This is a genomic window from Natronorubrum halalkaliphilum (assembly GCF_009834785.1).
In the GTDB taxonomy this organism is placed as follows: Archaea; Halobacteriota; Halobacteria; order Halobacteriales; family Natrialbaceae; genus Natronorubrum; species Natronorubrum halalkaliphilum.
In genome coordinates this window covers 68,936-83,554 of the sequence record NZ_WUYX01000028.1, presented here as the reverse complement: position 1 = coordinate 83,554, position 14,619 = coordinate 68,936, and the positions used below count along the sequence as shown (strand labels likewise).

Genomic DNA, 14,619 nt, shown 5'->3' with positions numbered 1-14,619 from the left:
TTTCCATAGACAGAATCGAATTCCTCGGCTTCATCCTTCTAAGCTAGTGATATCGGCGGATTAGATCGCTATTCAACAGAGCAGTTTCCTGTAAGTCAGTAAGTCAGTACCGGCGCACCACAGCCCCCGTGGTTGTTCCGGTACCTCGGGACAGCAGTCCGTTTCGGGCGACTTGGATCATCGCTCGCTCACTCGGCGCGTCCTCTGGCGTTCCCGAACGCGTCCCGCAGCGCCTGGCGCTTGACCAGGACGAACCCGATCGCGATGAGGCCAAAGCCCACGATAGTCGTCGTATCGATACCTTCTCCGAGGTAGAGCCAGCCGACTACCGCGGCGAAGACCGGCGCGACGTAGGAGACCATATTGATTTCGACGGCACCCAGTCGCTCGAGCAGATCGAAGTACAGCAGGAAGCCGAGCGCGCTCGCGAGTAGCGCCAGATAGCCAAGCGCACCGAGCGCCTCGGGGTTGGTCCACGCCGACGGCTCGAGTGGTTCGCCCAGCCCGAAACTGAGCGCGTGCATCAGGAGAGCACCGCCGAGCATCGACCAGGCCTCCATGGTCTCGATCGGGAGCGTCGCGTCGATACTGCGCGTCAGGACGCTCCCGAGTGCGAACGAGGCCGCCGCACAGAAGACCAACAGCGTCGCGATTACCTCCGTTGCGAGGAGATCGGACGGGTCCGGTTGCGCAATGACGCCGACGCCAAGGAGGCCGACGAGGAGGCCGACGACACCGACCCGCGAGAGCGCGTCGGCGGGGACGAGCAACCGCGCGAACCCGGTTGTTAGGACCGGCGAGAGGCTCACGACGATCGCGGCCGCAGCGGCCGTCGTGTTCTGCTGTCCGATGAACAGGAAGGCGTGATAGGCCGCGATCAACAACACGGCGCCGACGACGACGAGTCCCCACTCGTCGCGACCGCGTGGCCGCCAGTCGTCGACGGCGTAGGCCGCGTACGCGAGCATGATCACGCCCGCAATATCGTATCGCAGCGCCGCGAACAGAACGGGTGGAAAGTGCTCGAGACCTGCGCTGATCGCGACGAACGATGTACCCCAGATCGCCGCGAGCGACAGGAAGAGCACGAGGTTTCGATACCGGCTCACATCGACAGTCTTGCCAGTACGGTCCTACGTGTTTCGGTTCAGAAGTTCCGACAGGGCTGTCGAAGGATGTTGCCGTACGCCGATCGGACGGTCGGACGACCGAACGTGACCGTCGGTAGTCGAACCGCAAATCGCGGGATGAAAGAGCGACTGTGACAGCTCAGAGCGGCGGAAGCTGCCGGATTTCGGGCAGTTCCTCGGTCTGTTTGAACTGTTCGAGCAGCGGCTTGACGTCGTCGAACCCCTCGCCGAGGACGATATCGCCACTCCGGAGATCGTACTCGATGATACCGTGATCCGAAAGCCGCGGGAGGTGGTTGTGGACCAGCGAAACGTAGACTCGCTGTCTGGTCTCTTTGTCGATCCGATCCGGATGCATATCGAACTCCCAGGAGGCAATCTGGGTCACGACGTCCTCGAGGTTCGCGTCCTGCTGTTCGGACAACTGATAGAGCAGGAACCGGCGTTCGGATTCCGAGAGAAGGCTACAGGCTGCTTCCATCCGACTCGCGCTCGCGTCGTTCATACACCGGGAAAGGAACCCAGTGATATTACACCTGCTGCCAACACAGATTGGCTTCCCAATTCGATTGATCTGCAAAACCCGGCTACAGAAGGGCCGTTAGCGCTGATTTCAACTGTTTCGGGAGCAGGTACCACTCGTTCATGAACGCCGACGTGTCCTCGAGGGGCTCGAGGTCGCCGAACCGTTACGTCCAGGAATCCGGTTCGGCGGTCCGCTCGCTCGCTGTACCGTGGAGGTGACAGGCGACCGGATGGGCTTGTTCTCCGAGGTCCGGAGACTCCCGTTCGCAAACGCTTTCGTACTCCGTTCGCAACCGTTCGGCGGCCGCTTCCCAGTTTTCGGCGGCTAATTCCGCGAGCGCCTCCTCGACGATCGCGTCGTGGCGCGGTGGCAACGGTACGTCGAGCAACCGCTCCTTCACCGCCGCGATGAACGCCGGGACGTCTTCGTCCGGAACGCTGCCGTCGTCGGCGTCGAACTGGCCGTCGTCGCCGACGGACTCGAGCGAAATGTCCCGGCGCTCGATGCGCTCGCGGAGGCTCATCAGTTCGCGGTAGGTCTCCTGTTCGAGTTCGAGGTCTTCGGGCGGGATGACCATCGGACACCGGGTCCGGAACCGACAGCCGCTCGGCGGATCCCGCGGCGAAGGGACGTCGCCGGCGAGGGTTTCCCTGTCCCGATCGCGTTCGTCGGTCGAAGCGCGGGGGACGCTCTCGAGGAGCGCCTGCGTGTAGGGGTGGTCGGGGTTCTCGAACAGTTCGTCAACGAGACCGATCTCGACGATCTCTCCGAGGTACATCACGGCGACGCGGTCACAGACGTGCCGAATCACGGAGAGATCGTGGCTGATCAGCAGGTAGGTGAGATTGAACTCGTCTTGCAGGTCGTCGAGCAGGTTCAACACCTGGGCTTGCACCGAAACGTCGAGCGCCGACGTCGGTTCGTCCAGCACGATGAACTCCGGCTCGAGGGCCAGCGCTCGGGCGATCCCGATACGCTGGCGCTGGCCGCCGGAGAACTCGTGGGGGTACCGATCGAGTTGGTCGGGCGAAAGCCCGACTCGTTCGACGAGATCGCGGACGCGTTCCCGGCGCTCGTCGTCGGTCCCGATGTCGTGGACCTCGAGCGGCTGTCTGATGGTCTCGCCGATCGTCATCCGGGGATCGAGACTCGAGAACGGGTCCTGAAAGACGACCTGTGCTTCCCGTCGGAACGCCGTCAGTTCGTCGCCACCGAGGTCGTAGACCTCGTGACCGTCGAACGTGACGTGTCCGTCGGTCGGCTCCTGCAGCCGAAGCAGGGTTTCTCCGGTCGTCGATTTCCCGCACCCGGATTCGCCGACGAGGCCCAGCGTCTCGCCTTCGTGAATGTCGAAGCTCACGCCGTCGACAGCGCGAACTGGAACCGGGTCGTCCCCGAACAGGCGATCGAGGATCGAGTCGTTCTCCCAGAAGTACTTCTGCAGGTCCTCGACCTGAACGAGCGGCCGTCCCGACCGGCGACTCATAGGCGATCACCTCCCGAGTCGTCGACCGGTTGTTCCGCTCGTTGTGGTTGTACGTCGTCTTCGGTCCGATCGGGGTCCGCGTGTTTATCCGCGGCGGTCCGACTCGTCTCCGAGAAGTGGTCGTCGGGTACCGCCCGCGACTCGGCGTACTCCATCTCCGCGAGAACACACCGAACTTCGTGATCGTCGCTTCCCGGTACCTCGAACTCCGGCGGATGCTCGAGACAGTCTTCCATGGCCTTCGGACACCGATCGGCGAAGTAGCACCGATCGTCCATCTCGTGATCGAGCAAGCTCGGAACGTTTCCGGGAATCGGCTGGAGTCTGCGGGTCGCTCCCTCGAGATCGGGGACGGAGCCGAGCAGCCCCTGCGTGTAGGGGTGGACCTGTTCGTCGAAAACGTCCTCGAGGCTGCCCCGTTCGACGATTTCGCCGGCGTACATCACGCCGACGCGGTCGCACATGCGGGCGATGACGCCGAGATTGTGCGTGATCAATAGAATCGTCATCCCGGTCTCTTCCTGAAGCTCATCGAGCAGGTCGAGCACCTGCGCCTGAATCGTCACGTCGAGTGCCGTCGTTGGCTCGTCAGCGACCAACACGTCGGGTTCTCCGGCGAGCGCCTGAGCGATCATCGCCCGCTGGAGCATCCCGCCGGAGTACTCGTGAGGGTACTCGTCGGCCCGTTCGACCGGGTCGGGGATGCCGACCAACTCGAGGAGTTCGATGGCTCGTTCGCGGCTTTCCTCGGTGATATACTTCTGGGACGGAAGGACCGTCGAGAGAAGGAAGTTCCCGAGCGAATACTCCTCGGACTGCGTCCGGGCACGAGTCGACCGCGGACGGGCGCTGGCCCGCCGCTGGACCTCGACGGCTTCGGCGAGTTGTTCGCCGACCGTGAGCGTCGGGTTGAAGCTGCTCTCCGGGTCCTGGAAGATCATACTGAACGACGTCCCCCGGAGCGACTGTCGAACGTTCGGGGGAAGCTCGAGGAGGTTGACGAACTCCCCATTGACGGCGTTCGGGTGCTCGTCGGCGACTGTCTCGGCAAACTCTCCGTTCCGGTACTTGATCTCGCCGCCGGTAATCTCTCCCGGCGGCTCGATCAGGTCCATGATCGATCGGGCAGTAACGCTCTTGCCGCTGCCGCTTTCCCCGACGATCCCGAAGACCTCGCCGCGTTCGATCCGAAGATCGAGATTCGAGACCGCATTTACCTGTCCGTCCTGCGTGAAATACCGCGTCGAAAGGTCGTGTACGCGAAGTATATCCTCTGTCATCGTCCTTCTCCTTCGATGTTCGGATCCAGTGCGTCGCGGAACCAGTCGCCGAGCAGGTTGACGCTAATCACCGCCAGGACGATTCCGATCCCCGGAAGCATCGAGATCCAGGGGCGGGTCCGTAGATAGTCCTGTCCGCGCTCGATTTCGTACCCCCACGACAGCGTCGTCCCGGAGAATCCGAGATACGCCAGCGAGGCCTCGAGCAGGATGATTACTGCAACCTGAATCGTCGCGAGGACGATTATCGGTGTGAGGCTGTTCGGGAGCACGTGTTTGAGCAGAATCGTCCGATCGCTCGTTCCGAAGCTCTTTGCCGCTTTGACGTACTCTTCGTTCCGTATGGACAACGCTTCCCCGCGAGCGACGCGTGCAAACCAGACCCAGGTGACGAGTGCGACGACGAGCGTAACCATTCCCGGTATCGGTATGGATTCGGGCATTCCGTCGGCGAGGCCGGCTAACACGATTGGATCGGGTACCTGAATCGGTGTCTGGCCGAACACGCCGATCAAGGCTAGTGCGAGGACGAGGGCCGGGAACGCGAGCATGATATCCGCGATGCGCATCATCGCGTCGTCGACCCGGCCGCCGTAGTATCCGGCGACGAGTCCGAACGGGACGCCGATCGCCAGTGCCATACTCGTTCCGAGCAGTCCGACGATCAAGGAAACCCGCGCCCCATAGAGGAATCGGGAATAGACGTCCTGACCGACGTTGTTCGTTCCGAGGATGTGCTCGCTGGTCGGCTCGACCGTCACTTCGACGATGTCACCGTCCTGTGCGATCTGGGTCGTCAGGTCCTGTCCGAGCGGCGGATACGCCGTCCCCTGATCGCTGTAGTGGCCGGTCCGTGTTGGATCGTGGGTGGCCAACACGGGTGCAAATATCGCCATAAAGACGATCGAGACGAGCAGTAGCAGTCCGAGTTTCGGCAACAAACTCTCGGAGAACGTCTGTTTGAGATTCGATTTGACTCGGTCTGAGATCATTCTTCTCTCACCTGCGGGTTGAGGTAGGTGTACAGCGAGTCGACGATAATGTTAATCGACACGAACGCGATGGCGATGAAGACGACGATCCCCTGCATGAGCGGCCAGTCACGCGCGTTCAGCGCGTCGATGAGCCGAAGCCCGAGCCCCGGCCAGTTGAACACTGTTTCCGTAATAACCGCACCGCCCAACAGGGTCCCCATCTGGAGGCCGAGGACGGTAATGATCGGGATCATCGTGTTACGAAGAACGTGTTTGTACCGAACGAGTACCGACGGCAGTCCTTTCGCCCGACTTGCGGTGACGTAGGGCTTGCCGAGTTCGTCCACCATACCGCTTCGAGTAAGACGAGTAATAAGCGCCGTAAAGTACGTTCCGAGCGTGAGCGCCGGAAGCGTGATGTACTGGAGCCAGATACCCAAATCGTAGAGCGATCCGTGCTGTACGAGCGTCATGACCGCTTCGGCGAACCCAACTGGTCGACGGCCGGTCGGAAAGATGCCGGCCCAGACGCCCAGAATCAGGATCAGCATGAGCCCGAGCCAGAAGTTAGGCGTCGAGATGCCAAGTAGCGAGAACAGCGTCGCTCCGTAGTCGGCGGATTCGTTCCGCCGCGTTGCCGAAATCACGCCCAGCGGAATCGCGATGACGATCGCGACGACCGTCGCGGCCACGGCGAGTTCCACCGTCGCTGGAATGCGCTCTATTACCATCGCCTCCACTTCTCTGTTCGATATCCAGGAGTACCCGAAGTCGCCGACGACCATTCCCTGGAGGTAATCGAAGTACTGGACGTAAATCGGCTCGTTCAACCCTTCCTGTTCACGGACGTGCTCGATGAGTTCCTGTGTCGCGCCTTCGCCGAGCATCAGGGTCGCCGGATCTCCGGGGGAAACCGCTCGGAGACCGAACATGATCGTGATCACTCCCCAGATAACGAAGATACCCTGTAGTAGCCGTCGTATAAGGAATTTCCCCATCGTCATTGGAATCTGTCACCTATCGTCATTAAAATGTATTACCCACGGTCATTGGACCATCTTCTCTCCCGTCATTGGAACGTTCGAGTGAATCGGGGGTTCGATATTGATACTTTCGTTTTGGCAAAGAACCGAACGTGGGTGTCTACGTGTCCATGCCCCAGATGTACACCGTTTCGTCTTCCCGTGGCTCCCACTGGATATCTTCTCTGACGCCGTAGATACTTTCCTGGGTGTGAAGGAACAGGAACGGCGCCTTCTCGTGGGCTAACTCGTTGACGTCTTCGAGCTGCTCGCGTCGCTCGTCCGGATCTTCGATCTGCTGGCTCTCGAGGATCGCGTCGCTGAGTTCCTCGTCGTCGAACGTTCGTGCTTCGTTGTCGGGGATCGTAAAGAAGCCCTGGACTCCGTAGTCGGTGTCGCCGGTGATGGTTCCCCATCCGATCAGGTAGAACGGAATCTCGATCGTGTCGGGATCGACACCGGCCGAATTCGCGTCCGAGACGACACCGAAGTCCACGATGTTTGCGTCACAGTTGACGTTATCGAGTTGATCGATCTGATCAGCGACCGTCTCGCCGACCTCTGCGTCGTTGAGATAGCGACCCTGCGGGACGGTCAGCTCGATATCCATATCGCCATACCCGCTTTCTTCGACGAGACTCTCTGCCGTACCGAGATCCTGTTCGTACGGTTCGATATCGTCGTTGAACCCGTTGATTCCGGGCGCGACCGGCTGCCCTCGTGCTTCGCCGTATCCGCTCAAGATTTCGTCGACGATGCTTTCGTTGTCGACCGCGTAGTTCATCGCCTGCCGGAACTCCTGGCTGTCGAACGGTTCGACCGTATTCTTCATCGGACAGAAGATGTTCCGGAAACTGGTCACTCGTCTGATCTCGACGCCGTCGGCGTCCTGGACGGTTGCGACGTCCTCCGGCAGAATGTTGATCGTGAGATCCGTCTCTTCCGTCTCGAGAGAGTTTACCCGGCCGCTGGATTCTCCGTCCGCGTTGAACGTTACTCTCTCGAACGGCGGTTCGTCGCCCCAGTAGTTGTCGAACCGCTCGAGGACGATTTCTTCTCCCGAGGTGAAGTCGACGACCTCGTACGGACCTGTTCCGTTGAAATCTTCGGCGTCGGCGCCGGAAATCGCCTCGTTTTCGGCGTCGTGGTTCTCGATCGCCCACTCTCTGTTGATCGCGCGGGCGTAGTTACCGAACTCGAACTCTGCAAGGCCCGGTGCAGCACCGTACTCGACCGCAACCGTCGTGTCGTCGAGCGCCTCTGCACCTTCGATCGAGCCGAGTCCGAACGAACCGATGTCGCTGACGACGCCCATGTCGGGATCGACCGTCCGTTCGATCGTCCACGCGATGTCTTCCGCGGTCAGATCGTCGCCGTTGTGGAACACGACGTCGTCTCGCAGGTAGAGCTCAGTGACCCCTTCGCCCTCCTGAATCTCCCAGTCATCGACGACCCGCGAAAAGATCCCTTCGCCGGGCTCGAAGTCGAACAGCGGCTCGTAGATGTGGTCGTATACGTCGAAGTAGTCCCCAGTAATGTGATCGAGCGGATCGATCGTGTCCGGGAACTGCGACAGCGTGATCGTCAGTTCGTCCGCATCGTCGTCCTCGTCGGCATCCGGATCGTCCAGACAACCGGCGATCGTACCGAGTCCGGCTGTTGCACCAGCAGCCCCAGTAAGCTTCAGTAGTGTTCGGCGATCGATGCTTCGTCTGTTAGCACCCTTCATGTCCCATAATGAGACAGGCATCCCTCTTATAAATATTGGTAATAGATGCCAATATTGCATCGTTGGTTCGATCGGTCGGAAAATCAACCACCGTACGCAATGGCTGTCCGGTCTACTGGAAGTCAGTGCCGGTGCAACCACGGACGGGTGTGGTTGCTCCGGTAACTCGTTGGAGCAGTCCGTGCGTTCAAAACCCATTTCGGAGCTTCCACTTCGATTCGTGTGCCGGACCGATACCCGGACAACGACGCTGCTGTCTCCGATATCGGGTGCTACTACGCCTGTCTCACCTTGTGATTTCCCCCACAAGCTTAAGTGGTCCTCATCTCCTAACAAAAGTATGGCCGCTCACGGCCGGTCCGCACTGCGGGACCTGTTCGACGAGTCGCCCACGCCGCATATCGCTCATCCCCCGCGGACCCATCATCGTGACTTCTACGTCGCTACTGATGGGTCCTTCCGGGAGTCGGGCGGCGGTCTGGGCGCCGTCATCGAAACACGCGACGGCACCCGCGTCGCACGGATTGCGACGACGGATACGTCGCCGGACAACAACGTCGCCGAGTACCGAGCGTTACACCTCGGACTCGACGTGCTGGCAGCCCGTGCCCCACGGGACGCCTGCGTCGGTGTTCTCATCGATCACGATGCACTCGCCAGCAACGTCAACAGCACCATTCTGGCGACGAACCACCCGGACGGGAAACCGCCGCGTCCCGTCTCCGTGCCGTCCGCGACACGGTATCACTGGCGTGGAATTCAGGCGCGGCTCAACGGTTTCGGCGAGGTCCGTGCCGCTCGTATCGACAGCGACCAGAATCCCGCACACCCGCTCGCAAACACACCCGAACACTACCAGCACGTCAACCGAGAGCCCGAGCGCTGCGTCCTTCCGGAGACGCCCGAACCGACTGCGGGTGAGTTCCCGCCGCCGTCCCGAGCCGACCGTAACGGCGGTAGCGGACGCGCGTCGGACTAACGCCGCGGCGTGTTGTGATATGGCTTACTGTAGTCAATTACCGCCGATCACCAGGGACGGGGTCGGTGATCGGCGGTACATAGTTACAGCAATCCGTATGAGTCGTCGAGTTCGCACACGAGTTCGCCGTCGCCGCCGTTCGTGGTGTAACTCGAAAGCTGTCGCTCGACCGGAACCGCCACCGTTATTTCGTCGTTCCCGCGATGGCTATTCGATGAGTCTTCGCGTCGCCGTCGCCGCCCCGTTCATCCAGAACGGCGCCCGTCGCCTGCAGGAAAACGAGTTCGTCGTCGCGCTCTCGCTCGATCGCGACTGGTTCTCCCCCGACCAGTCCAAACGCCTGATCGACGTCGCAACGCAGGACGGACTGCTCGAGCGCACGGACGACGCACTCGAGATCACGTTCGATCCTGCCGAGGTGACGGTCCCGGAGGAGTTCGTTCCCGACGAGGATCTCCTGCGGGAACGCTCCGCGTTCGAACGCGTCCTCGATACGCTCGTCGCTGAGGGGGTCGAGAAACACGAGGCGGTCGGTGCGATCAACACCCTGCAACAGGATCTCGGCCTGACCATCGAAGCCGCTGCCGTCGTCTACGCCCGTCGAGAGGGCCTCGACGTGACCGAGCTGATCCCGACCGCGCGCTCGGCGCTGGCAGCGGACGCTGCGGACGCGGAAGCGGAAGCCGAAGGGCGTTAATCCCCCGCCGACCGACAGCACGCATGGTCGAGGAACGGATCACCGACGGTCGCCGAATCGCCGAACTGCTCGCGTCCGAACTCGACGGCCGCGAAGACGGTACGCTCGCGTCGGTTCGCGTCACCGACGCCGATCGCGACGTCGAGCCGACTGCCGACGGATCTCGCGCGTACGATGTTACCCTTTCCGATGAGCGGATCGCACAGGTGTTCGTCCACGAGGACCGGGCCCGCCTCGAGTTCGAGGTCGGCCAGGACGTCGCCGCCGAGACGGGATCGGAACTCGAGTTACGAGTCCGGCCGAAGGCAACCCAGCCGCCGCGAACGCTCGTGTTCGTCGAAAGCGGGGCGGCGGTCAAGCGGGCGACGGACGTCGTGCAGGCCGTAAACCGGTCGCTATAGGACGAAGACGTTCGAACAGTGGGGACAGTGTTCTTCCCGTCCTCTCGATCGTCGTCCCGATGATCGTGGAGGCCGGCGGAAACGGGCCGTCTCCGATGTTACGATATCTGTTCGACGACCTCCGGAATCGCCGTCGCGACCGACGCTTGTTCAACGTGGGCCACTGCTCGCGGATCCGGGTCCGGGCCGTCCTCGAGGAGCACCTGAATCGCGTCTAGTCCGGCGTTGGTCGCGCCGTAGATGTCGGCTTCGACCTCGTCGCCGATGTAGACGGCGTCAGCGGGGTCGACACCCAACTCGCCGACGATCGCTTCGAACGCGCGTCGGTCGGGTTTGCCGGCCTCGAGCTCGCCCGTTACGAGGGCGGCGTCGAACGTTCGCTCCCACCCCAGCGTCGCGAGTTTGTCGCGCTGGGCACGGACCGGCCCGTTCGTCAGGAGGCCGACGCGGTACTCGCGTTTGAGCCCCTCGAGCATGGATTCGACGCCCGGAAGCGGCTCGAGTGTCTCCGCGATCGTTTCCCGGTAGGCGTTGGCGACGGCCGCCGGATCCGCCTCCGTCTCTCGCCCTTCGAGTAAGTCGGCGAAGATCGGTTCGCGCGACTCGCGAGTGAGGTTCCGACGGTGGGCCGCGAGGTACTCCTCGCGAGACAGCGGCGGGGCGTTAGCGGCGGCCGCGGCGTCCTGCAGAATCGTCGTTCGATCCTGCGTGGGAACAGCGAGCGTGTAATCGAGGTCGAAAACGACCGCCTGTGGCATAGACGTCACGGGGGGCTCGAGAAGGTTGAAGCTATCCCTTTTCGACGACCTCACCACCGATCACTGATCGTCGTCCGGCGGCTGGTACTCGTAGCCATCGCGTTCGACGTCCAGTTCGTTCACGCCGGTATCGAGCGTGGACGAATCGGGGGGAGACGCGGGATCGGAACCGGGAGCGAACTCGGCGCTTTCGAAGTGCAGATCTCGCTGCGGATAGGGGATGGTGATCCCCGCCTCGGCGAACCGGTCGTAGACACCCCGATTGACCTGGTCGACGGCTGACTTGTCTTTCAGGGGGTGGACGACGAACGCGCGCAGTTCGAAGACGAGCGCCGAGTCGCCGAACTCGCTGAACAGCACCTGCGGTCTCGGCGAGTCGCGGATCAACGTCGCCTCCTCGCAGACCTCGAGCAGGATCCGTTCGACGGCCTCGTAGTCGGTGCCGTAGGCGGCGGTGATCGGAATCCGCAGTCGCATTCGCCGCTGGGGGGTCGACTGGTTGACGACTTGCGAGGAGTTCAACACCGAGTTCGGTACGGTGATCGTCACGTTGTCCCGCGTGAGAACCGTCGTGCTCCGGATGCCGATATCGACGACCGTCCCGCGGAAGCCGTCGTCGAGTTCGATCACGTCGCCGACGGTGTAGGTGTTGTCGAAGTATAGGGAAACGCCGCCGATGAGGTTCGAGATCGTTTCCTGGGCTGCGAGTCCAAGGACGATTCCCAGGATGCCGGCCGAGGCGAGAAACGGCGTGATCTCGAGGTTCCAGATCGAGATCAACAGAAGCACTGCGCCGAGGACCGCCGCGATCGTCCAGAGATTCTTGAATATCGGGGCAAACTTGTAGTCGGTCTCGCTCGCGTGGGCGTGTTCGATCCAGCGGTTGCCGAGTCGGAGCGCCGCCCACGTCCACAGCAACACGAACGCCGTGAGCAGGGCGTCGACGAGGACGACACTCGAGTCCACGAAGCCGAGGACGACGAAGCTCAAATAGAGGCCGCCCAGTCCGATCGAGAGGTACAGCGGCGCGTGGATCACCTCGAAGAGCGTTCTGTTGAACGACGTCTCCGACGAGGCGTCCGACCGCTCGAGGAGTTCCCTCCCGCCCCACTCGACGAGGCGGGCCGCGACGTAGGAGAGGGCGAAGACGATTACGGCGACGAGCCAGGGGTTTTCGATCCCGAACGCGTCGAACGGGCCCGGAATCCTGACGGCGAGGTGTGAAGCGGCGATCATCTCGAGTCCGGTGATACCAACGTTCTCGAGGCGGGGATTATAATCGTGTCGTGACGTGCGGGCCCCTGGAACTGATACGGTTTACTGTAGTCAATTACCGCCGATCACCGACCACGTCCCTGGTGATCGGCGGTACATAGTTACAGCAATCCGTATGAGTCTCTCGGCAGACGGTATCGAGTGTGGGTTCGTACGTAGGTGGTTCAGTCCGGAGCACGAACGCAAGGCCAAGGAAGTGAGCCCGGTAGTGTCGGAGGAGGCTACCGAAACCGACATCGCGCACCTCGAGGATCGGTGGTGTCTCCCGCGACGGTTGGTTTCGTGATCGGTATCGTAGCCGCCGGAGGGGAATCCACACCCAACCGGTATCGAGTGGGGCGAAGATCGGGCTTTATGCACCGTCAGAGCGTCCAACCCCAAACGGGTAGATTGTGGGCCTTTTTGAGGCGACTCGCTCACGGTTACAAATCCGTCTCGCTTATGATACCGTCCCGAGAATTGATACTCGAGATGGTGGATCGAAGATTCCGTCGGAGCGTCCACCCACCGAGTTAGGAACCGGACCATGGATTCTACGTCAGTACTCAGTGACACGTCGACGAACTGGCATCGACGGATCGCGATCGCCACGGTCGCTGTCAGCGGCGTCGTCGTCATCTACACGTACGTCTATCAGTGGCTCGTGTTTAGTACGACAGGTGCCGAAATTTCGTTCGTTCAGGCCCTACAGGTCGTTATCGAGGCCCTGACGACCGCCGGATTCGGCGGCGACACCGACGCCTGGCGCGAGAGCGATGCGCTGGCCGGACTCGTCATCCTTATGAACCTCTCGGGCGTGTTTCTGGTCTTCCTCGCCATTCCGCTGTTTGCCGTTCCGCTGTTTCGTCGGGCCTTCGAGACCCAGCCGCCGACCAGCAGTTCGCTGACCGACCACGTGATCATCTGCGGGCACAATCCGCAAGACGAGACACTCCGAGAGGAACTCGACACGGTGGGTGTCCCGTATCTGTACGTGCTCCCCGATCGGGAGGCCGTCAAAGCGCTGACCGAGAACGGACTCCCAGCGATTCTCGGAGATCCGGAGCAAACGGATACTCTCCGAGCGGCGAACGCTGCCGACGCGCGGGCACTGGTTGCGGATATCGACGATGAGACGAATCCGACCGTGATTCTTTCGGCCGAACAGATCGACCCGGATCTGCGAACGATCAGTATCGTCAGAAGCGCCGAAGCGGAGTCCTACCACCGGTACGCGGGAGCCGACGAGGTCGTTCTCGCGCGCCAACTGCTCGGAAAAAGTCTCGGACTTCGGGCGGCGGGGTCGTACGCCGAGAAACTTCGGAAGACGATCGCGGTCGAGAGCGATCTGCAGGTCACGGAGCTTCTGGTAAACGCGGAGAGCGATCTCGTTGGAAAAACGTTCCGCGAAGCGACCGTGTTCGATCGCGAGGGAATTACCGTCATCGGGGCCTGGATCGGCGGTAAATTCATCGTCTCCCCAAACCCGGACACGCGAATCGAACGGCACACCATCCTACTCGTCGCGGGGGCACACGAGACGTACGGTGACCTGAAGGCGAGACCGATTCCAACACACGAGAACGACGGTCGACGCGTCATCGTCGGCGGGTACGGAACCGTCGGTCGATCCATCACCGACGCGGTTCGGGATGAAGCGATCGAGACGACGGTGATCGATGTCGAAGCGAAAGACGGCGTCGATATCGTCGGGGATCTTACCGACCGAGAGACGTTCGATCGGACGCCGATCGACGACGCTCGAGCCGTCGTACTTTCGCTCGACGAGGACACGCCGACCATCTACGCGACGCTGATCGTTAACCAGCTCGCACCCGACGTGGAGGTTATCGCTCGAGCCGACGACGACGAAACCGTCCAGAAGCTCTACAACGCAGGCGCGGATTTCGTCATTCCGCTCGAGACGGTAACCGGAAAGATCGTCGCGTCGCTTCTGATCGACGCAAAGGAGATCGTCACCCCGGATGTCGAGTTCGAATTCGTGCGTACCGAGGCGCCACCGTTCGTGGGACGGACTCTCGGCGAACTCGACGTTCGCGACGAAACCGGATGCACGGTCGTCGCTGTCGAGCGTGACGGAGATCTCCTGACCGATATCGGTGCGGCGTTCGTCGTCGAACCGGACGATATCCTCATCGTCGCAGGTGGCGCAACGTCCCGAAAGCGGTTTCACCGTCTCCTCGAAACGAATGCCACTTCCACTGACGTTTCATCGTGAGCGGGTACAGATCCGAACTCGATACGTCTCGGTGGGACCATAGCTGTCCGGAAGACGACACGCGAGGACAGAACCGTTCGGCCCAGGCCGGGATTCGGGGCGGTAAATCGGTTCCATCGTCATACTGACTGCTGTACCCATTTA

General features: G+C 61.6%; 14 protein-coding genes. 5 read left to right on the top strand and 9 right to left on the bottom strand.

The window, feature by feature from the left end:
- Positions 1-188: 188 nt before the first annotated feature.
- The 7 genes from GS429_RS09255 to GS429_RS09225 form a co-directional block, all read right to left on the bottom strand.
- On the bottom strand, positions 189-1,109 hold the full coding sequence (locus GS429_RS09255) for a DMT family transporter (protein WP_328821319.1): 921 nt from the start codon (positions 1,107-1,109) through the stop codon (positions 189-191).
- Between the two features lie 160 nt (positions 1,110-1,269).
- Entirely contained in the window at positions 1,270-1,635 is a 366-nt protein-coding gene (locus GS429_RS09250) for a DUF7344 domain-containing protein (RefSeq protein ID WP_160064853.1), read from the bottom strand.
- A 184-nt stretch (positions 1,636-1,819) separates the two neighbouring features.
- Positions 1,820-3,142 (bottom strand): ABC transporter ATP-binding protein, encoded by a 1,323-nt coding sequence (locus tag GS429_RS09245; RefSeq protein WP_160064851.1) that lies wholly within the window; start codon positions 3,140-3,142, stop codon positions 1,820-1,822.
- Positions 3,139-4,422, bottom strand: a complete 1,284-nt coding sequence (locus tag GS429_RS09240) for an ABC transporter ATP-binding protein (protein ID WP_160064849.1) — start codon at positions 4,420-4,422, stop codon at positions 3,139-3,141. The genes GS429_RS09245 and GS429_RS09240 overlap by 4 nt, the downstream gene beginning before the upstream one ends.
- Complete coding sequence (locus GS429_RS09235) at positions 4,419-5,414, bottom strand: ABC transporter permease (protein ID WP_160064847.1); 996 nt, start codon at positions 5,412-5,414, stop codon at positions 4,419-4,421. The genes GS429_RS09240 and GS429_RS09235 overlap by 4 nt, the downstream gene beginning before the upstream one ends.
- On the bottom strand, positions 5,411-6,400 hold the full coding sequence (locus GS429_RS09230; protein WP_160064845.1) for an ABC transporter permease: 990 nt from the start codon (positions 6,398-6,400) through the stop codon (positions 5,411-5,413). Before GS429_RS09230 ends, GS429_RS09235 begins: the two co-directional genes overlap by 4 nt.
- A 139-nt stretch (positions 6,401-6,539) precedes the next feature.
- Complete coding sequence (locus GS429_RS09225; RefSeq protein WP_160064843.1) at positions 6,540-8,147, bottom strand: ABC transporter substrate-binding protein; 1,608 nt, start codon at positions 8,145-8,147, stop codon at positions 6,540-6,542.
- Between the two features lie 340 nt (positions 8,148-8,487).
- Here GS429_RS09225 and GS429_RS09220 point away from each other — a divergent pair, with 340 nt between their 5' ends.
- The 3 genes from GS429_RS09220 to GS429_RS09210 all read left to right on the top strand — a co-directional run bounded on the left by GS429_RS09220 (position 8,488) and on the right by GS429_RS09210 (position 10,224).
- Positions 8,488-9,126, top strand: coding sequence for a reverse transcriptase-like protein (locus GS429_RS09220; RefSeq protein WP_160064841.1), 639 nt, complete (start codon positions 8,488-8,490; stop codon positions 9,124-9,126).
- A gap of 214 nt (positions 9,127-9,340) precedes the next feature.
- Positions 9,341-9,823: a DUF2240 family protein gene (locus GS429_RS09215; protein ID WP_160064839.1), complete on the top strand. Its 483-nt coding sequence runs from the start codon at positions 9,341-9,343 to the stop codon at positions 9,821-9,823.
- 23 nt (positions 9,824-9,846) lie between these two features.
- Positions 9,847-10,224 carry a DUF7993 family protein gene (locus GS429_RS09210; RefSeq protein WP_160064837.1) on the top strand — a complete coding sequence of 126 codons (378 nt, stop codon included), beginning with the start codon at positions 9,847-9,849 and terminating at the stop codon, positions 10,222-10,224.
- 98 nt (positions 10,225-10,322) lie between these two features.
- Here GS429_RS09210 and GS429_RS09205 read toward each other — a convergent pair whose 3' ends face one another.
- A complete protein-coding gene (locus GS429_RS09205) occupies positions 10,323-10,982 on the bottom strand; it encodes an HAD family hydrolase (RefSeq protein WP_160064835.1) in 660 nt (219 codons plus the stop codon).
- Positions 10,983-11,042: 60 nt separating this feature from the next.
- Positions 11,043-12,218 (bottom strand): mechanosensitive ion channel family protein, encoded by a 1,176-nt coding sequence (locus tag GS429_RS09200; protein ID WP_160064833.1) that lies wholly within the window; start codon positions 12,216-12,218, stop codon positions 11,043-11,045.
- 154 nt (positions 12,219-12,372) lie between these two features.
- Between GS429_RS09200 and GS429_RS09195 the strand changes: the two genes are divergently transcribed.
- Complete coding sequence (locus GS429_RS09195; RefSeq protein WP_160064831.1) at positions 12,373-12,543, top strand: hypothetical protein; 171 nt, start codon at positions 12,373-12,375, stop codon at positions 12,541-12,543.
- A gap of 240 nt (positions 12,544-12,783) precedes the next feature.
- Positions 12,784-14,475, top strand: coding sequence for a potassium channel family protein (locus tag GS429_RS09190; protein WP_160064829.1), 1,692 nt, complete (start codon positions 12,784-12,786; stop codon positions 14,473-14,475).
- The last annotated feature ends 144 nt before the right edge of the window (positions 14,476-14,619 follow it).